Raw genomic sequence first — 18,509 nt, forward strand, 5'->3', positions numbered from 1 at the left:
CATGGAGGTCCGTTTGAAAGAATGCGTACAAGAGAGGCAAGCATGTCAAGAGATATCCCGTTTTTTGAAATGTTTACGGAGCTGCAGCTGTCCGGTGAGCTGCGCCTGGCCCTGGCGGGCGCCGTCATCAACAGCGCCTCCATCGACCAGGCCGCCATGGCATTGAAGCTGCACCTGACCACCCAGATCGAACTGGGGGAGGCGGAGGCGGCGGAGCTCAAGCGCCTGCTCTCCGGGGTCTACGGCTTCCGGACCGTGGAGGTGGAGGCCGTGTGCAAGGCCCCGCAGCCCCGTTTCGAGCCTGCCGCCCCGGCGGCCTCCGCCGGAAACGGCGGGAAGAAGGAGGCCCCCAAGCCCGGCAAGGTGCTCATGGGCAAGCCCATCAAGTCCCGGCCCGGCCCCATGAAGGACCTGGACCTGAAGATGGGCACCGCCACGGTGGAGGGCAAGGTCTTTGCCTTCGAGTGCCGGGAGACCCGGCGGCCGGGCATGTGGCGGCTGAGCTTCGACATGACCGACTACACCAACTCCGTCACCGTCCAGAAGAACCTGACGGAGAAGGAGGCCCAGCAGCTGGAGGGGGCCATCAAGCCCGGCATGTGGCTGCTGGTCCAGGGCAAGATGGAGCCCACCTGGGACGGCAAGGACATCCAGCTCAACCCCTACCACATCTGCATCACGGACCATCCCAAGCGAGAGGACACCGCGCCGGAGAAGCGGGTGGAGCTGCACCTGCACACCCGCATGAGCAACATGGACGCCCTGACGGACACCAAGGCGGCGGTGGAGACCGCCATCCGCTGGGGCCACCCGGCTATCGCCATCACGGACCACGGCGTGGCCCAGTCCTTCCCGGACGCCTGGCACGCCGCCGGGGACAAGATCAAGCTGCTCTACGGCGTGGAGGGGTACTTTGTCAACAACCTGGACGACCGGGTGGTGGTCCACGGCGGCCAGGACTGCCCTCTGGACGGGGAGATCGTGTGCTTTGACATCGAGACCACCGGCCTGAAGGTAGACCGGGAGGCCATCACCGAGATCGGCGCCGTGGTGCTGCGCAATGGGGAGGTCTGCGAGCGGTTCCAGACCTTCGTGGACCCCAACCGGCACCTGACGCCGGAGATCATCGGCCTCACCGGCATCACCGACGAGATGCTCCGGGGCGCGCCCCAGCTGAAGGAGGCCCTGACGGCCTTCCTGGACTTCGTGGGCGGGCGGCCCTTGGCGGCCCACAACGCCGAGTTCGACATCGGCTTCATCCGGGCGGGCTGCAAGAAGGTGGGTCTGCCCTTTACGCCCACCTACATCGACTCCCTGATCCTGGCTCAGAACCTGCTGCCGGACCTGGGGAAGTACAAGCTGGACATCGTGGCGGACCGGCTGGAGCTGCCCACCTTCAACCACCACCGGGCCAGCGACGACGCCGCCACCGTGGGCTATATGCTGATCCCCTTCTGGAAGATGCTCCACGAGCGGGGGGTGGATACCCTCCAGGCCGTGAACAAGGAAATGGAGAAGCTGCGGCCCCTGGGGAACAAGACCAACCGCTTCCCCAAGCATATCATCCTCATCGCCCAAAACAAGGTGGGCCTCAAGAACCTCTACCAGATGATCTCCGCCTCCAACCTCAAGTACTTCAAGCGGGTGCCCACCATCCCCAAGACGCTGCTCAACGAGCACAGGGAGGGCATCATCGTGGGCTCCGCCTGCGAGGCCGGCGAGCTGTTCCGGGCCGTGGCGGACCACAAGGACTGGGAGGAGCTCAAGCGCATCGCCTCCTACTACGACTATCTGGAGATCCAGCCCCTTTGCAACAACGCCTTCATGCTCCGCAACGGCGACGCCCGGTCCGAGGAGGACCTGCGGGAGTTCAACCGCACCATCGTCCGCCTGGGCGAGGAGCTGGGCAAGCCCGTCTGCGCCACCGGCGACGTCCACTTCCTGGACCCGGAGGACGAGGTCTACCGCCACATCCTCCTGGCCTCCAAGAAGTTCCCGGACGCCAACGCGCCGCTGCCCATCTACTTCAAGACCACCGACGAGATGCTCCGGGAGTTCTCCTACCTTGGGGAGGAGAAGGCCTATGAGGTGGTCATCACCAACCCCCGGAAGATCGCCGACATGGTGGAGTCTTTCGAGCTGCTGCCCAAGGACCTGTTCCCGCCGCGCCTTGAAAACTCCGAGGAGGAGCTCAACACCCTGGTGTGGGACAAGGTCCACCGGCTCTACGGCGAGGACCCGCCGAAGCTGATCGTGGACCGGCTGAACGTGGAGCTGGGCGGTATTCTGGGCAAGTACGACGTGGTGTACATGTCGGCCCAAAAGCTGGTCCAGCGCAGCCTGGAGAACGGCTACCTGGTGGGCTCCCGTGGCTCCGTGGGCTCGTCATTGGCGGCCTATATGTCCGGCATCACGGAGGTCAACTCCCTGCCGCCCCACTACCGCTGCCCCAACTGCAAGAACAGCGAATTCATCCTGGACGGGTCCTACGGCTGCGGCGCCGACATGCCGGACAAGGTCTGTCCCGTCTGCGGGACGAAGTACGTCAAGGACGGCTTCGACATCCCCTTCGAGACCTTCCTGGGCTTCGGCGGCGGCAAGGTGCCGGATATCGACCTGAACTTCTCCGGCGAGTATCAGGCCCGGGCCCACCGCCACGCCATCGAGATGTTCGGCGAGACCCAGGTGTTCCGGGCCGGCACCATCGGCACCCTGGCGGAAAAGACCGCCTACGGCTTCGTGAAGAAGTACCTGGAGGAAAACGGCATCACCGCCTGCCGGGCGGAGGAGAACCGCCTGACCCAAGGCTGCGTGGGCGTCCGGCGGACCACCGGCCAGCACCCCGGAGGCCTGGTGGTGGTCCCCGACGACATGGACATGGAGGACTTCTGTCCGGTCCAGCACCCGGCGGACGCCGATGACTCCGACACCATCACCACCCACTTTGAATACCACTCCATGGAGGCCAACCTCCTGAAGCTGGACATGCTGGGACACGATGACCCCACCATGGTCCGCATGATGCAGGACCTGACCGGCGTGGACCCCCACGACATCCCTCTGGACGACCCGGATACCATGTCCATCTTCACCTCCAGCAAGGTCCTGGGATACGAAAACGACGAGATCCTGGGCCCCACCGGGGCCGTGGCTATCCCGGAGTTCAACACCCGGTTCACCCGCCAGATGCTGGTGGACACCCAGCCCAAGGACTTCAACACCCTGGTGCGATTGTCCGGCTTCTCCCACGGCACCGACGTGTGGCTGGGCAACGCCCGGGACCTGATCGTCAGCGGCACGGCAAGCGTTCTGGAGACCGTGGGCTGCCGTGACGACATCATGCTCTACCTCATCTCCAAGGGCCTGGACCCCAAGATGAGCTTCAAGATCATGGAGAAGGTCCGAAAGGGCAAGGTGAAAAAGGGCGGCTTCGACGAGGGCTGGGTGGAGGCCATGCGGGAGCACGAGGTGCCCGAGTGGTACATCGAGTCCCTGGCTAAGATCGGCTATCTCTTCCCGAAGGCCCACGCCGTGGCCTACGTCATGATGGCCTTCCGCATCGCCTGGTACAAGGTCCACGAGCCCCTGGCCTTCTACGCCACCTTCTTCTCCGTCCGGGCCAAGGCCTTCGACGCGGAGTACTGCTGCGCGGGTCTGGACGCGGTGAAGCGGAAGATCCGGGAGATCGAGAACAACAAGGACGCCACCGCCGTGGAGCAGAACCTGCTGACCACGCTGGAGGTGTGCTACGAGTTCTACCTCCGGGGCTTCCACTTCGACACCATCAACATTTACGAGTCCGACGCCACCAAGTTCAAGGTGACCAAGGACGGCCTTCTGCCGCCCTTCACCACGGTCCACGGCCTGGGCGAGGCCGCGGCCATCGACACGGTGGAAAAGCGGAAGGGGAAGGAGTTCATCTCCATCGAGGAGTTCGCCATGTGCTGCAACAAGCTCTCCAAGACCCACATCGAGCAGCTCAAGGCCCTGGGCGCCTTCGCCGGCATGGCGGAGACCAGCCAGCTGACGCTGTTTTGAACCCCGCGGCAGAGGCCGCGTTCCATACATCACTTTATTTTTGGAGGTATCCCTATGCTGAACGAGACCGTGCGCGACCTGCTGAACCAGCAGGTGAACAAGGAATTTTACTCCGCCTATCTGTATCTGGACTTCTCAAACTACTTCGCGGCCAGAGGGCTGGACGGCTTTGCCAACTGGTACAAGATCCAGGCCCAGGAGGAGCGGGACCACGCCATGCTCTTCTACCAGTACCTCCACAACAACAACGCCGCCGTCACCCTGGAGGCCATCGCCAAGCCCGACGTGGCTTTGGAGAGCGACATGGGCGTGCTGAAGGCGGGCCTTGCCCACGAGCTGTATGTCACCGGCCTCATCAACGACATCTACGCCGCCGCCTACCAGGTGAAGGACTTCCGCACCATGCAGTTTCTGGACTGGTTCGTCAAGGAGCAGGGGGAGGAGGAGACCAACGCCAACGACCTCATCTCCAAGATGGAACTGTTCGGCTCCGACCCCAAGAGCCTGTACATGCTCAACAGCGAGCTGGCCGCACGGGTCTACTCCGCGCCGTCCCTGGTGCTGTAAGGGAACAGAGAAGAGCCGCGCCCCGATCGGGGCGCGGCTCTTGAGCTTGTCCAAAAAGGAGAAAAACTTGCGCGACGGGAAGGAAGAGAGTTACGAGAGGAACCCAGGAAGGGTTCCTTTCGTTTTCAATCATCAGTTTTCTGAACCTTTTAAAGGTTCAGAAAACTTGCTCAGCGTGTCGAAAAGACTTTTTCGATACGCTGAGAGCCGCGCCCCGATCGGGGCGCGGCTCTTGCTTTGCATGGGTCACTTGTCCAGCTTGGCGTTGCACTTGGCTAGGAACTTCTCGTTTTTGATGATGGCCCGGGTGTGGGTGCCGGACCCGATGGGGCCCTTCTCGTCCCAGGCCTTCACGGCGAAGTCCACCATCCGGCCGTTTTCGGACACGGCGGTGATCTCCGCCTCGGCCCAGACGGTCATGCCGATGGGGGTGGGGGCGTCGTGGCTCACGTCCAGGTGGGTGCCCACGCTGCCCTGGCCCTCCTCCAGAAAGCTCTGGAGGCAGGTCATTGCCGCGTTTTCCATCAGGGCGCACAGGAAGGGCGTGCCGAACACCGGCAGGGCACCGGAGCCCACGGCGGAGGCCGTCAGGGACTCGGTCACGGTTGTCTGCAGCTGGCATTTGGTTCCAATGACGATCATATGGGTTCCTCCGATGTATGAAGTTTGTGAAAAGGAACACGGCGCCGGGAAGCCAGCGCCGTGGTTCTTTTTTCATGGGGTCAGATGCCCAACTCCGTCCACAGGTCGTTGTACAGCGTCAGCGTCTCGGCGGGCAGATTCTCGTACAGGGTGCAGCGGCTCAGCACGTCGCTGGGAGCGGCCATGATCTCATAGAGCTCCATGTCCAGAGGCTCGCCGTAGGTCTCCTCGTAGTAGGCGGGGTAGCCCTCCAGAGCCTCGGCGTTGGGAGAGGCATACCAGATATAGTCCATGTTGGCCAGGTTGGATTCGGTGGAGGCGATGAAGTTGATCCACTCATGGGCCTCCTCCACGTTCTGGGCGCCCTTGAGGATGCACATGGCGTCCACGAACCAGTTGCTGCCCTCCTCGGGCACCACATAGGCCAGGTCCGGGTTATTCTCCAGCATGGTCAGGTAGTCACCGGCGTAGTACATGGCGATGGCGGCGTTGCCGCCCTCCATCTTCTGGAACACCTCGTCCATGACAAAGGCCTGGTACACGCCCTTCTCCTTGGCGGAGGCCAGCAGCTCATAGGCCTCCCGGATCTGGGATTCGTCGGTGGTGTTCAGGTCATAGCCCAGGTCCAGCAGGGCGGCGGCCAGGGCGTCCCGGGAGTTGCGGATCATCAGCACGTTGCCGGCATATTTCTCGTCGAACATGGCGTCCCAGCTGGTGATGGGCTCGTCCACCATGGTGGTGTTGTAGATGATGCCCAGGGTGCCCCAGGTGTAGGGAACGGTGTACTTGTTCTCCGGGTCGAAGCTCAGGCCCTTGTACTGGGCGTCGATCTTTTCATAGTTGGGGATGCTGCTGTAGTCCAGCTCCGCCAGCATGTCCTCGGCGATCAGCCGGGCGATCATATAGTCAGAGGGGACGATGACATCGTAGTCTCCGGCGCCGGTTTTGAGCAGGGAATAGAGGGCCTCGTTGCTCTCGGCAGTCTGGTAGTTGACCTTGATGCCGGTCTCTTCCTCGAATTGGTAGATCAGGTTCTCGTCAATGTATTCACCCCAGCTGCACACGTTGACGACCCGCTCTTCTTTGCCGCTTCCGCAGCCGGTCAGGGTCATGGCGGCCACCATCATCATGGCAAGGGCCAAGGCAAGCGTCTTTTTCAATTGATCATTCCTCCAGTGTTTGTTTGAAAGTGTTCTATCTCAAGGCCAAAAGGCCATGGGACCATTCAGATCCGCCGCAGCTCCCGCCGCCGCTCCTGCCGGGCCTCCCGCAGGTTCACGATGGCCAGCAGGATCAGCACCGTCACGAACAGCAGCGTGGAAATGGCATTGATCTCCGGGCTGACCCGCTTTTTGGTCATGCCGTAGATGGTCATGGCCAGGGTGGAGGCGGAGGAGCCGGCGGTGAAGTAGCTGATGACGAAGTCGTCGATGCTCATGGTGAAGGCCGTCAGGGCGCCGGAGACGATGCCGGGCTTGATCTCCGGCAGAATGACCTTGAAGAAGGCCTGCATCCAGGTGCAGCCCAGGTCCTGGGCAGCGTCCACCAGGTTTTTGTCCATCTGCCGCAGCTTGGGACCGACGGAGAGGATCACATAGGGGATGTTGAAGCTGACGTGGGCGATGAGCAGTGTGCCGAAGCCCATGGTCAGCCGGGTGGGCAGCCGGAACAGGGACTGCAAGCCGTTGAACCAGGCCGCAAAGTCCCCCCAGAAGCCGAAGAAGGCCACGAAGAACAGGCACAGGGAGACGCCTGTGACGATGTCCGCGTTCATCATGGGGATGTTGTTGACGGTCATCAGCGGCTCCCGCACCCGCCGGCGCATGGCGTAAAAGCCGATGGCGGCGAAGGTGCCGGCCACGGTGGCGATGGCGGTGGCCAGCAGGGACACCAGCAGCGTGGTGTAGACGCTCTGCATGATCAGCCGGTCATGGAGCAGCTTTTGATACCAGTCCAGGGAGAAGCCCTTCCAGACGGTGTTGCTGTTGCCGGCGTTGAAGGAAAAGATGATCAGCAGGATGATGGGGGCGTACAGGAAGAGAAACACCAGCGCCATGAACAGGCGGTTGACAAACACGTGATTCTTTTTCACAGCATCACCGCCTGTTCCTCGCCCTCACCGAAGCGATTCATCACATACATGCACACCACCACAATGACCATCATCACCAGGGAAATGGCCGCGCCCAGCTGGGGGTTATAGGCGTTGCCCATGAACTGCTGCTCGATCAGATCGCCCAGCAGCAGCTCCGTGCCGCCGCCCAGCATCTTGCTGATGGCGAAGGTGGACACGGAGGGAACGAATACCATGGTGATGCCGGAGAGGACGCCGGGCAGGCTCAGCGGCAGGATCACCCGCCGGAACACCTGGAAGGTGTTGGCGCCCAGATCCCGGGCCGCCTCGATCAGGGAGCGGTCCAGCTTTAAGATCACGGAGTAGATGGGCAGGATCATGAAGGGCAGGTAGTTGTACACCATGCCCAGCACCACGGCCCCCTGGGTATTGAGCATCTGGAAGTGGGTGATGGGCTCATAGGCGGAGGGGTCCGCGGCCAGGCGCATGGCGATCTGGTTGTAGAGATCGATGAGCCCGATGTTCTGGAAGAACTGGTTCAAAAGGCCGTTGTTCTCCAGAATGGACATCCAGGAGTAGGTCCGCAGCAGGAAGTTCATCCACATGGGCAGCATGACCAGCACCATGCCCACCCGCTGGAACTGCCGGCCCTCCCGGCTCATGATATAGGAGATGGGATAGCCGATGAGCAGGCACACCAGCGTGGCTACCAGCGCCAGCTTGAACGAGCGGGTGAACACCACCGTATAGGTGCCCATCCGGGTGAAGTTGGCCAGGGTAAAGCCGCCGTCGGCGGTGGAGAAGGCGTAGATGACCACCATGATGATGGGGGCCACCACGAACAGCGCCATCCACACCACGTAGGGTACGGCGAACCAGGAGAGCTTATTCCGCATCCTCGCTTCCCTCCTCATCCTCCGACACCAGGGTGGCGTCGTCCAGCTCGTCGTACTCCTCGGAGAAGGAGGAGTAATCGCCGAACATACCGGAGTACTGGCTCTTTTTCATGACGTGGATGCCGTCGGGGTCGATCTTGATGCCGATGCGGGCGCCGACAGGGGAGTGGTCCGTGGTCTGGATCAGCCACTTGAAGCCCCGGAAGTCCACAATGATGTCGTACTGCATCCCCTTGAAGGTGACGGAGGTGACGGTACCCACCAGCTGGCCCTGGTCCACGGGGACGATGTCGATGTCCTCGGGCCGGATGACCACGTCCACGGGCTCGTTCTCGCCGAAGCCCCCGTCCAGGCAGGCAAACTCCCGGCCGTACATCTTCACCACCTTGTCCCGGACCATGATGCCGTCAATGATGTTGGACTCGCCGATGAAGTCCGCCACGAAGGCGTTCTTGGGCTCGTTGTAGATGTCCTCGGGGGTGCCGATCTGCTGGATGCAGCCCTTGTCCATGACCACGATGGTGTCGGACATGGTCAGGGCCTCCTCCTGGTCATGGGTGACGTAGATGAAGGTGATGCCCACCTGCTGCTGGATGCGCTTGAGCTCGATCTGCATGTCCTTGCGCAGCTTCAGGTCCAATGCGCCCAGGGGCTCGTCCAGCAGAAGGACCTTGGGCCGGTTGACCAGGGCCCGGGCGATGGCCACCCGCTGCTGCTGGCCGCCGGAGAGGGCGTCCGGCTTGCGGTTTTCAAAGCCCTTGAGGCTGATGATCTCCAGCATCTCCATGACCCGCTCCCGGATCTCCTTTTCCGGGATCTTCACCTTGCGCTTGCCGGTGGGATCGGAGGGGTCGGGCCGGCGCTGCATCCGCAGGCCGAAGGCGATATTTTCAAAGACGTTCAGATGGGGGAACAGGGCGTACTTCTGGAACACCGTGTTGATCTGGCGCTTATGGGGCGGAACGTCATTAATCCTCACACCGTCAAAGAGGACGTCTCCGGACGTAGGTGTCGCGAAGCCGCCGATGATCCGCAGCGTGGTGGTTTTGCCGCACCCGCTGGGCCCTAGCAGTGTGAGGAATTCTTTGTCATTGAAATAAAGATTTAAGTGGTCGAGAACCAGCTCGTCGTCGAAGGCCATGCAGACATCCCGCAGGCGGATCAACTCTTTGGACATGTATCCTCCCCCATTTCTTCATACATATTTTATATGGAAATATCAGCCTCTTTTCTCTGTTGAGGGGGAACCTTTCTCGTCGAAATTCAGCATTAAAGAATGATATCGGAAAGAGCGGGAAAAGTCAAGGGATTGCGCGGATTTCCCCGCCTTTTTACGAAGTTTTTTCACGGGGGAAATACCGGTCCCGGAAGGGGACCTCCGCCACGGTGAAGGTGCGGCCCCGGAGGTACTCCAAAAGCCCGGCGTCCGTGGGGAAGGGGAAGGAGAGCTTGTAGGAGTACAGGGCCTGGCGGGTCTCGCCGTAGCGGCGGTTCACGTCGCCCCGGCCGTATTTGCCGTCCCCCAGCAGGGGGCAGCCCAGATGGGCCATGGACACGCGGATCTGGTGGGTCCGGCCGGTGAGCAGGCGGCACTCCACCAAGGACAGCTCTCCCCGGGTCTCCAGGGTCTGATACAGCGTCACGGCGGTTTTGCCGCCGGGGATGGGCCGGGTGTGGAAGGAGACCTGCTTTTTCGCCTCGTCCTTGAGGAGGAAGCCCTCCACCTTGCCCTTTGCCGGGGAGGGGCGGCCCACCGTCACGCAGAGGTAGGATTTTTCCACCTCGTGGTCCCGGATCTTCTGGTTGAGGATGCGCAGCGTCTCGGCGTTCTTGGCGGCCATGACCATGCCGCCGGTGTTGCGGTCGATCCGGTTGCACAGCGCCGGGGCAAAGGCGTTCTCCCACCTGGGGTTCCACTCCTTCTTCTGGTAGAGGTACGCCTGGATGTGGTTGATGAGGGTGTTGACCTTCTCCGTCTCGTCGGCGTGGACCACCACGCCGGGGCGCTTGTTGACCACCAGCAGGTTCTCATCCTCGTAGACGATGTCCAGCTGGGGGCGGAACAGGGTGAGGAAGATGTTTTCCTCGGAGGGCTTGTCAAAAAACTCATCGTTGATATATAATTGTAGCGTATCGCCGGCGGCCAGCCGCGCGTCCCGCTTGGCGCCCTTGCCGTTGACCTTGATCCGCTTGAGGCGGATGTACTTTTGCAGCAGGGCAGGGGGCAGCAGGGGCAGGGACTTGGACACGAAGCGGTCCAGCCGCTGTCCGGCGTCGTTTTTTCCAATGGTGATCTCCCGCATGGTGGGCCTCCCGGTGTTGGATTTCTGCATCCATCATACCCGTCCGGGGGGCGAATGTAAAGGCGGCGGGACAAAGAATTTTTTCTGGAAGTTAGGAGAAACTGAAGCTATGAGCGGAAAACAGGGGAGAAAGCCCACGGGCCGGGTCAATTACATCTGGGTCCTGGCGGGAGGATATCTGATCTATCTTTCCTACCAGCTCTTCAGCGGGCTGTGGAAGGGGGACGCGGAGAACCCGGTGCTGAACGTTGCCGGCGGCGTGGTGTTCGCGGTGGCGGCGGCGCTGATGCTGCTGCGGGAGTGGCGGGCCTACCGGTACGGCCAGGAGCATATCGACGATCCGGAGAGCTGGTCCGACGAGCCCGTGGAGGAAGCGGACCAGGCCGCGCCGGCCCTGGAGGAAGCCCCGGACGGGGACGCGGGGAAGGAGGAGCCCAGATGAGCCTGGAGCAGCTGGCCCCCGCCGTGCGGGAGACGGATTATCTCAAGCGGTTTGACCGCCATCAGTACGACAAGGCCTTCCGGGAGTATGGGGAGCGCTTCGGCCCGCTGTACGCCGAGGCCATCCGCGCCGCCGGAGAGGCGGGCCTTGCGGACCTGGCGGCATCGCTGATGGACGAGCTGGAGGCCGGCTGGCGCCGCCAGCGGATCTGGAACCGGACCTCCGTGCAGATCAATGAAAAGCAGATGATGGTGGCGTATCTCTCCCCCATGCTGGTGGAGCTGGAGGCGCCGCTGGGCGTGGCCTTTGCCAAGGCCCTGCGGGACACCTGGTCCGCCCGGCGTCCCAAGGACGGCTACCGCATCGCCTCCTATGAGAAGCTGGCCTCCGGGTTCCGCAACACCATTCTGGGCATCGATGTCAGCGGCTTTATCAACCGCAGGGAGCAGGAATCCCGGGAGGAAGAGGAGTTCTGAGGGGGTTCCGGCGGGGCCTTTGGAAGAAAGACGAAAAAAAATGAAAAATTTGTTTGACAACGAGTGGTCAATCCCTTATAATACTACTCGTGTCATTGCGAGGTAGACTATGCTGTTGGATGTAAGACCCATTCTGCACGAGCCTGGAAAGCATCTGGATTTCCGGTTTGAACTGGACCTTTCGGATGTGGAGCTGGCCGGACGATATCCCATCTCCCGCCCTGTGACGGTGGTGGGGACCGTGCGCAACACCGCCGGTGTTCTGGAACTGGAGCTGACGGCCCGCAGCACCCTGGACGCCGTGTGCGACCGGTGCGGCAAGGCCTTTGCCCAGGACAAGGAGATCCCCTTCCGCTGCCTTCTGGCGGAGGAGCTCCAGAACGAGGACAACGACGAGATCGTCCTGCTGGAAAACGGCCAGGCGGACGCGGAGGATCTGGCCCGGACGGCCTTCCTCCTCGGAATGGACACGAAAACTTTGTGTTCGGAAGATTGCAAGGGACTTTGCCCCCGGTGCGGCGCAGATCTCAATCTGGGCCCCTGCTCCTGTCAAAAGGAGACGGATCCCCGGCTGGCGGTCCTGGCCAAGCTTTTGGAGAACAAATAAGGAATACTAAGGACGGTAACTCCGGGCCTTTGAAGATCAAGGAGGTGTCACAATGGCAGTACCTAAGGGAAAAGTATCCAAGGCAAGACGCGACAAGCGGCGCAGCTCCCACTGGAAGCTGGCGGTTCCCGGCCTTGTCAAATGCCCGAAATGCGGTGCGCTGCACCTGCCTCACAGAATGTGCCAGGAGTGCGGTACTTACAACGGCCGTGAAGTCAAGACCGTGAAGTCCGTCGTCGCGAAATAAGAAGCCATCGGGCGAGGAGGGAAGAACACTTCCCTCCTCTTTTTTTCCGTTGCGTACCGCGAAGGGTTTCGCTTATAATATAGATCGAGTGGAAAGAGAAAGGAAGTGAGCGCCCATGAAACCGATCGTCGCCATCGTGGGCCGCCCCAACGTGGGCAAGTCCATGCTGTTCAACAAGCTGATCGGACGGAGGCTCTCCATCGTGGAGGACACCCCCGGCGTCACCCGGGACCGGATCTACGGGGAGACGGACTGGAACGGCCGGTCCTTCACCCTGATCGACACCGGCGGCATCGAGCCCCGGACCGACGACCAGATCCTGGCCTTCATGCGGGATCAGGCCCAGATCGCCATTGAAAACGCCACCGTTATCATCTTCCTGACGGATATCAAGACCGGCCTGACCGCCTCGGACCACGAGGTGGCAAACATGCTGCTGCGCAGCGGTAAGCCCATCGTCCTGGCGGTCAACAAGATGGACTCCACCGGCGCCCCGGACCCGGACTACTACGAGTTCTACAACCTGGGGCTGGGGGATCCCATCGCCGTCTCCGCCGTCCACGGCCACGGCACCGGCGACCTGCTGGACGCCTGCGTGCAGTATTTCCCGCCGGAGGACGAGGAGGAAGAGGAGGACGACGCCATCAAGGTCGCCGTCATCGGCAAGCCCAACGCCGGCAAGTCCTCCCTGGTCAACAAGATCCTGGGGGAGCAGCGGGTCATCGTCTCCGACGTGGCCGGCACCACCCGGGACGCCATCGACTCCCGGTTTGAAAACGACAAGGGCGCTTTCGTCTTTATCGACACCGCCGGTATCCGCCGCCGGTCCAAGGTGGACGAGGACATCGAGAAGTACAGCGTCCTCCGGGCCACCATGGCCATCGAGCGCAGCGACGTGTGCCTCATCATGATCGACGCCACTGAGGGCGTCACCGAACAGGACACCAAGGTGGCGGGCCTGGCCCACGAGGCCGGCAAGGCCAGCATCATCGTGGTGAACAAGTGGGACCTCATCGAAAAGGACGACAAGACCATGGACCGGATGCGGGAGAAGGTCCGCCAGGACCTGGCCTTCATGGCCTACGCCCCCATCCTCTTCATCTCCGCCAAGACCGGCCAGCGGGTGGACCGGCTGTTCGAGCTGATCGACTACGTGGCCAACCAGGCTGCCACCCGCATCACCACCGGCATGCTCAACAACGTCCTGGCGGATGCCCAGACCCGGGTCCAGCCCCCCACGGACAAGGGCCGCCGGCTGAAGATCTACTATATGACCCAGGTGGGCGTGAAGCCGCCCCACTTCGTGGTGTTCTGCAACGACGCCCGGCTGTTCCATTTCTCTTACCAGCGGTATCTGGAAAACTGCATCCGAAATACCTTCGGCCTGGAGGGCACCCCGGTGATCCTCTCCATCCGGCAGAAGGGCGACAAGGAGGAGTGAGCGTATGCTGGGACTGTTTCCCAACGGCGTGCCCCTGCCGCTGCTGATCGCCGTCACGGCGGTGATCGCCTACTTCTGCGGCTGCTTCAACGGGGCGGTGATCGTGTCCAAGTATATCCTGCGGGACGACGTGCGCAACCACGGCAGCGGCAACGCGGGCCTCACCAATTTCTACCGCACCTTCGGCGGGGCGTTGACCTTCGTGGTCATCCTCACCGACGTGCTCAAGGCGGTGGTGGCCATCCTGGTGGCCAAGCAGCTGTTCTTCGCGGGCTACACCATCTACATCTCCGCGGCGCAGACAGAGGAACACTGGAGGCTGTTCGCGGAGTACTGGGCGGCCCTGTGGTGCCTGCTGGGCCATATGTTCCCCTGTATGTTCCACTTCAAGGGCGGCAAGGGCATCCTCTCCGGCGGCACCATTGCCATCATGATCGACTGGCGGATCGCGCTGGTGGTCTGGGGAGGCTTTTTGCTCCTGGCCGTCCTGACCCGGTACGTATCTCTGGGCTCTGTTTGGGCCGGAGCCAGCTTTCCCTTCATCTCCTGGTACTGCTACCCCGATCCGGTGATCGTGGCGCTGGCCTTCGTGCTGGGCGGTCTGGTGGTCTGGCAGCACCGGGCCAACATCGGGCGGCTCATCCGCGGCAACGAGAACAAGTTCAGCTTCCATCATAAAAAGGAGGGGTCCCAATGAAGGCGGTAGTGGTCGGCAGCGGCGGCTGGGGCACGGCGCTGAGCATCGTGCTGTGCGACAACGGGCACGACGTGACGCTCTGGTCCCACAACCCCGCCAAGGCGGCGGAAATGGCAGAAAAGCGGGAGAACCCCCTGCTCAGGGGCGTGGCCCTGCCGGAGCGTCTGACCGTCACCGGGGACCTCTCCTGCCTGGAGGGGGCGGACCTGGTGGTGTCCGCGGCGCCCTCCTTCGCCGTCCGGGAGACGGGCCGGAAGATCGCGCCGTACCTGCGGCGGGACAGCATCCTGGTGTCCGTATCCAAGGGCATCGAGCGGGACACCAACCTCCGCATGAGCCAGGTGCTCCAGGAGGAGACGGGGAATATCTGTAAAGTGGTAGCCCTTTCCGGCCCTTCCCACGCAGAGGAAGTGGGCATCCGGATGCCTACCGGGTGCGTGGCCGCCTGCCCGGACCGGGACGCGGCCCGCTTTGTCCAGGACGCCTTTATGAACGACTATTTCCGCGTCTACACCAGCTACGACATCATCGGCGTGGAGCTGGCGGCGGCGCTGAAGAACGTCATCGCCCTCAGCTGCGGCATCTGCGCGGGCCTGGGCTTCCAGGACAACACCCGGGCGCTGCTGATGACCCGGGCCATGGCGGAGATCACCCGCCTGGGTGAGAAGCTGGGCGGTACCCGCCTGACCTTCGGCGGCCTCGCCGGCATGGGCGATCTGATCGTCACCTGCACCTCCATGCACTCCCGGAACAACCGGGCCGGCATCCTCATCGGCCAGGGCAAGAGCGTCCAGGCCGCCATGGAGGAGGTGGGCGCCGTGGTGGAGGGCTACTACGCCGCCGAGAGCGTCCATCAGCTCTCGGAGCGGGAGGGCGTGGAAATGCCCATCTGCCGGTGTGCGTATGAGGTTCTCTACAAGGGTAAGCAGGTCCACACCGTAGTGGGGGAGCTGATGACCCGGGCCAAGAAGGACGAGCTGCTGGAGACCGCCTGGCTGTGACGGTGCTCCCGTTCCGCTGCCGGGAAGCGCGGGCCTTTCCCGGCGCTCCGTGAAAATCTTCTCTGCATAACTCCATATTCGTTCCTGCGGGAGGCTGCGTTTTGACGCAGCCTCCTTTTTTCCCGCTATTCCAGATGAAACCGCAGTTTCAGCCCTGCGGCGGTTGGCTTGCCGGGCCATGTCCGCTTTGTGAATTCCCGTGCGGACTGGCTGACCGATGAATTTGCCTAATTACCCCTTGACTTGGTAGGCAAATGATGGTATGATCCAATCACATACCAGATTGGTAGGTAAAAGTGGCATCCAGCCACAGCCGGAGGTTTGGATTTGTGCGGAAGGACTTCCGCTTTGGGCGGATGTGCCGTCTGTTCCGGCGGCAGAGTACCGCGGGGCAGAGCGATGTCTTGTCGGACCCCTTCCGTCAGCGCGAAGCAAATCGACGGAAGTACCGCAGGCCTGGAACAACCGTTTCAGAGTGTTAAGGAGGAATGATCTTGGCGAACATTTATGCATCTGCTGACCAGCTTATCGGCAGGACGCCTTTGCTGGAGCTTACCCATATCAGAAAAGCCGAGCACCTGGAGGCCAGAATTCTGGCAAAGCTGGAATTTTTCAATCCCGCCGGATCTGTCAAGGATCGCATTGCAAAGGCGATGCTTGACGATGCCGAGGCGAAGGGGCTGCTGACTGCCCGGTCAGTCATTATTGAACCCACCTCGGGCAACACAGGAATCGGCCTGGCATCTGTTGCGGCGGCGAGGGGCTATCGCCTCATTCTCGTCATGCCGGAGACCATGAGCCAAGAACGCAGGCAGCTGATGAAAGCCTATGGCGCGGAGCTGGTGCTGACCGAGGGCGCAAAGGGAATGAAGGGGGCCATCGCCAAGGCCAGTGAGCTGGCGAAGGAGATCCCGGACAGCTTCATTCCCGGCCAGTTTGTGAACCCGGCAAATCCCGCCGCGCATCGCGCCGCCACCGGCCCGGAGATCTGGGCCGACACCGGCGGAGAGGTGGATATCTTTGTCGCCGGAGTGGGCACGGGCGGCACCATCACCGGCGTGGGAGAGTATCTCAAGAGCCGGAACCCCGCTGTGAAGGTCGTGGCGGTGGAGCCGGCGGCCTCCCCGGTCCTCTCTCAGGGGGTGGCCGGCGCCCACAGGATCCAGGGGATCGGCGCAGGCTTTGTGCCGGACAACCTGAACACCGGGATCTGTGATGAGATCGTGACGGTATCCGACGAGGACGCCTTTGCTTACGGCAGGCGTCTGGGACGGCAGGAGGGCATCCTGGCGGGCATTTCCTCCGGCGCCGCTGTATGGGCCGCCGCGCAGCTGGCAAAGCGCCCCGAAAACAGGGGCAAGACCATTGTGGTCCTGCTTCCGGACACCGGCGAGCGCTACCTTTCCACACCCATGTTTGCAGATTAAATACCAAGGAGTATGCTATGATTTACGCAGATAATGCCGCGACCACAAAAATGAGCAGGGTGGCGGTCGATGCCATGCTGCCCTATATGGAACAGTATTACGGAAACCCCTCCAGCCTCTACGCCTTCGGCCAGCAGGCCAGGGAGGCGCTGGAAAACGCCCGGAGCCGGATCGCCGCCTGCCTGCACGCCGATCCCAGGGAGATCACCTTTACCTCCGGCGGCAGCGAGGCGGACAACCAGGCGATCATGACCGCCGCTGCGCTGGGGGCCCGCAGGGGGAAACGACACATCGTCTCCACGGCCTTTGAGCACCACGCCGTTCTGCATACCCTGGAAAAGCTGAAGAAGCAGGGCTATGAGGTCACTCTGCTGGACGTGCACAGCACGGGCCTTGTGACGCCGGAGCAGGTGGCGGAAGCCATCCGGGAGGACACCTGCCTTGTGACCATTATGTACGCCAACAACGAGATCGGCACCATTCAGCCTGTCGCGGAAATCGGGGCTGTTTGCCGGGAAAAGGGCGTCCTGTTCCACACAGACGCGGTACAGGCGGCAGGCCATCTGCCCATTGATGTGAAGGCGCAGAACATCGACCTGCTCTCCCTTTCCGCCCACAAGTTCCACGGGCCGAAGGGGATCGGCGTCTTGTATGCCAAGCGGGGGGTGGCGCTGGAAACCATCATCAGCGGCGGCGCCCAGGAGCGCGGAAAACGCGCGGGCACAGAGAATATCCCGGCCGTCATGGGCATGGCAGCGGCGCTGGAAGAGGCCTGTGCAAACATGGACGAGCACCGCGCACGGCTGACCGGCCTGCGTGAGCGCCTGATTCACGGCCTGGAGCAGATTCCGTACGGAGAGCTGAACGGCGACCGTGAGCGCCGGCTGCCCGGGAATGTGAATTTCTGCTTTGAGGGCATCGAGGGCGAATCGCTGCTGCTTTTGCTGGACGAGAGGGGCATCTGCGCTTCCTCCGGCTCCGCCTGCACGAGCGGTTCCCTGGACCCCAGTCATGTGCTGCTGGCTATCGGCAGGCCCCACGAGGTGGCCCATGGCTCCCTGCGGCTCAGCCTCGGCGAGGAGATGACGGAGGCAGATGTGGACGAGATCATTCAGGCCGTCACGGACGTGGTGACCCGCCTGCGGAATATGTCCCCCTTCTGGCGGGATCTGGTCAACGGAAAACGGCCCCATGTATTTGCTGAATAAGAGGTGATATGATGGCTTTGTATAGCGATAAAGTGATGGATCATTTCCGCAATCCCCGGAATGTGGGCGTCATCGAGGATGCCGATGGCGTTGGTGAGGTTGGTAATCCCGTGTGCGGAGATATCATGAGGATCTATCTGAAGATAGCGGATCAGATCATTACCGATGTGAAGTTTGAAACCTTCGGCTGCGGAAGCGCCATTGCCTCCAGCTCCATGGCGACGGAGCTGATCAAGGGCAAGCCCCTGTCCGAAGCCCTCGCGCTGACCAACAGGGCCGTGGCCCAGGCGCTGGACGGGCTTCCGGCGCATAAGATGCACTGCTCGGTGCTGGCGGAGGAGGCCATCAAAAAGGCGATCCAGGATTATTACGACAAAAGCGGCATCGCCTATGATTCCAGCCTGTTTCCGGACTGTGGGCATTGCGCTCACTGCGGCGGGTGA

Annotated in this window: 18 protein-coding genes; 12 read left to right on the forward strand and 6 right to left on the reverse strand. The window is 62.1% G+C overall.

Annotated features, from left to right (window positions below):
• Positions 1-69: 69 nt before the first annotated feature.
• Positions 70-4,038, forward strand: coding sequence for a PolC-type DNA polymerase III (locus ACVDHE_RS12725; protein ID WP_458884773.1), 3,969 nt, complete (start codon positions 70-72; stop codon positions 4,036-4,038).
• Positions 4,039-4,092: 54 nt separating this feature from the next.
• Positions 4,093-4,605 carry a ferritin gene (locus ACVDHE_RS12730; RefSeq protein WP_325285050.1) on the forward strand — a complete coding sequence of 171 codons (513 nt, stop codon included), beginning with the start codon at positions 4,093-4,095 and terminating at the stop codon, positions 4,603-4,605.
• Between the two features lie 246 nt (positions 4,606-4,851).
• On the opposite strand, the gene ACVDHE_RS12735 is transcribed toward ACVDHE_RS12730, so the two are convergent.
• The 6 genes from ACVDHE_RS12735 to ACVDHE_RS12760 all read right to left on the reverse strand — a co-directional run bounded on the left by ACVDHE_RS12735 (position 4,852) and on the right by ACVDHE_RS12760 (position 10,520).
• Entirely contained in the window at positions 4,852-5,247 is a 396-nt protein-coding gene (locus ACVDHE_RS12735; protein WP_458884774.1) for a thioesterase family protein, read from the reverse strand.
• Between the two features lie 80 nt (positions 5,248-5,327).
• The gene (locus ACVDHE_RS12740; RefSeq protein ID WP_458884775.1) at positions 5,328-6,407 is read right to left on the reverse strand and encodes an ABC transporter substrate-binding protein; all 1,080 of its coding nucleotides are present in this window, start codon (positions 6,405-6,407) and stop codon (positions 5,328-5,330) included.
• A gap of 65 nt (positions 6,408-6,472) precedes the next feature.
• The gene (locus ACVDHE_RS12745; protein ID WP_418725153.1) at positions 6,473-7,339 is read right to left on the reverse strand and encodes an ABC transporter permease; all 867 of its coding nucleotides are present in this window, start codon (positions 7,337-7,339) and stop codon (positions 6,473-6,475) included.
• Positions 7,336-8,217, reverse strand: a complete 882-nt coding sequence (locus ACVDHE_RS12750; protein WP_458884776.1) for an ABC transporter permease — start codon at positions 8,215-8,217, stop codon at positions 7,336-7,338. Before ACVDHE_RS12750 ends, ACVDHE_RS12745 begins: the two co-directional genes overlap by 4 nt.
• A complete protein-coding gene (locus tag ACVDHE_RS12755; protein WP_213038341.1) occupies positions 8,207-9,394 on the reverse strand; it encodes an ABC transporter ATP-binding protein in 1,188 nt (395 codons plus the stop codon). Before ACVDHE_RS12755 ends, ACVDHE_RS12750 begins: the two co-directional genes overlap by 11 nt.
• 154 nt (positions 9,395-9,548) lie before the next feature.
• The gene (locus ACVDHE_RS12760) at positions 9,549-10,520 is read right to left on the reverse strand and encodes an RluA family pseudouridine synthase (protein WP_213039940.1); all 972 of its coding nucleotides are present in this window, start codon (positions 10,518-10,520) and stop codon (positions 9,549-9,551) included.
• A gap of 109 nt (positions 10,521-10,629) precedes the next feature.
• On the opposite strand from ACVDHE_RS12760, the gene ACVDHE_RS12765 reads away from it, so the two are divergent.
• The 10 genes from ACVDHE_RS12765 (at position 10,630) to nifU (ending at position 18,509) form a co-directional block, all read left to right on the forward strand.
• On the forward strand, positions 10,630-10,962 hold the full coding sequence (locus ACVDHE_RS12765; RefSeq protein ID WP_325226975.1) for a hypothetical protein: 333 nt from the start codon (positions 10,630-10,632) through the stop codon (positions 10,960-10,962).
• A complete protein-coding gene (locus ACVDHE_RS12770) occupies positions 10,959-11,438 on the forward strand; it encodes a hypothetical protein (RefSeq protein WP_213038343.1) in 480 nt (159 codons plus the stop codon). Before ACVDHE_RS12765 ends, ACVDHE_RS12770 begins: the two co-directional genes overlap by 4 nt.
• 109 nt (positions 11,439-11,547) lie before the next feature.
• Positions 11,548-12,045 carry a YceD family protein gene (locus tag ACVDHE_RS12775; protein ID WP_325226972.1) on the forward strand — a complete coding sequence of 166 codons (498 nt, stop codon included), beginning with the start codon at positions 11,548-11,550 and terminating at the stop codon, positions 12,043-12,045.
• Between the two features lie 52 nt (positions 12,046-12,097).
• Entirely contained in the window at positions 12,098-12,292 is a 195-nt protein-coding gene (gene rpmF / locus ACVDHE_RS12780; RefSeq protein ID WP_213038345.1) for a 50S ribosomal protein L32, read from the forward strand.
• Between the two features lie 115 nt (positions 12,293-12,407).
• The gene (gene der, locus ACVDHE_RS12785) at positions 12,408-13,733 is read left to right on the forward strand and encodes a ribosome biogenesis GTPase Der (protein ID WP_213038346.1); all 1,326 of its coding nucleotides are present in this window, start codon (positions 12,408-12,410) and stop codon (positions 13,731-13,733) included.
• 4 nt (positions 13,734-13,737) lie between these two features.
• Entirely contained in the window at positions 13,738-14,430 is a 693-nt protein-coding gene (gene plsY, locus ACVDHE_RS12790) for a glycerol-3-phosphate 1-O-acyltransferase PlsY (RefSeq protein WP_418725492.1), read from the forward strand.
• A complete protein-coding gene (locus ACVDHE_RS12795) occupies positions 14,427-15,431 on the forward strand; it encodes an NAD(P)H-dependent glycerol-3-phosphate dehydrogenase (protein ID WP_325226967.1) in 1,005 nt (334 codons plus the stop codon). Before plsY ends, ACVDHE_RS12795 begins: the two co-directional genes overlap by 4 nt.
• Before the next feature lie 494 nt (positions 15,432-15,925).
• On the forward strand, positions 15,926-16,858 hold the full coding sequence (gene cysK / locus ACVDHE_RS12800) for a cysteine synthase A (RefSeq protein ID WP_458884777.1): 933 nt from the start codon (positions 15,926-15,928) through the stop codon (positions 16,856-16,858).
• A gap of 17 nt (positions 16,859-16,875) precedes the next feature.
• Positions 16,876-18,066 carry a cysteine desulfurase NifS gene (gene nifS, locus ACVDHE_RS12805; protein WP_458884778.1) on the forward strand — a complete coding sequence of 397 codons (1,191 nt, stop codon included), beginning with the start codon at positions 16,876-16,878 and terminating at the stop codon, positions 18,064-18,066.
• Positions 18,067-18,077: 11 nt separating this feature from the next.
• Complete coding sequence (nifU, locus tag ACVDHE_RS12810) at positions 18,078-18,509, forward strand: Fe-S cluster assembly scaffold protein NifU (RefSeq protein ID WP_213039942.1); 432 nt, start codon at positions 18,078-18,080, stop codon at positions 18,507-18,509.

It is taken from the genome of Dysosmobacter sp. Phy (assembly GCF_054476235.1).